Source organism: Frankia gtarii (genome assembly GCF_025403375.1).
Classification (GTDB): Bacteria; Actinomycetota; Actinomycetes; order Frankiales; family Frankiaceae; genus Frankia; species Frankia gtarii.
Genome location: NZ_JAMPTM010000613.1, coordinates 1 through 522 on the forward strand (window position 1 = coordinate 1; position 522 = coordinate 522).

1 protein-coding gene is annotated in these 522 nt (G+C 68.8%); it reads right to left on the reverse strand.

Features of this window, described 5'->3' with window-relative positions; translation table 11 throughout:
* Nucleotides 1–438 (reverse strand): Lrp/AsnC family transcriptional regulator (locus NBZ83_RS32565; protein WP_498041105.1); only part of this gene is annotated, 438 nt, incomplete at its 3' end.
* Nucleotides 439–522 lie beyond the last annotated feature (84 nt).

Genomic DNA, 522 nt, shown 5'->3' on the forward strand with positions numbered 1-522 from the left:
CTCGTAGGGGGTGGAGAGCACGACCATGGTGCGGGTGGAGACGTTCGCCGCGGCGCGGATGCGCTGGAGCAGGACCTCCAGGTCGCCGGGGCTGGCGACGCGGACCTTGAGCAGGTAGCTTTCCTCCCCCGCGACGCTGTGACAGGCCTCGATTTCGACGATGTGGGCGAGCCGGTCGGCGGCGTCGTCGGGTTGGCTCGGGTCGATCGGGGTGATCGAGACGAAGGCGGTCAGGGGCAGACCCACCTGGGAGGGGTCGATCAGCGCCGTGTAGGACGTGATCACTCCGCGTTGTTCCAGGCGTCGGACGCGCTGATGGACGGCGGAGACCGACAGGCCGGTGGCCCGGCCGAGGTCGGTGAAGCTCATGCGCCCATCTCGGCACAGCATCTGCACGATTCGACGGTCGAGATCTTCCACGATCCGGAGCGTACGCACGTCGGCGTGGGGCGAGGGAGCTGTTTCTGGTCCGTTGCCTGGTCCCGGTGGGACAGCCGGTACGGTCGGGAGCGGGTGTGGGTG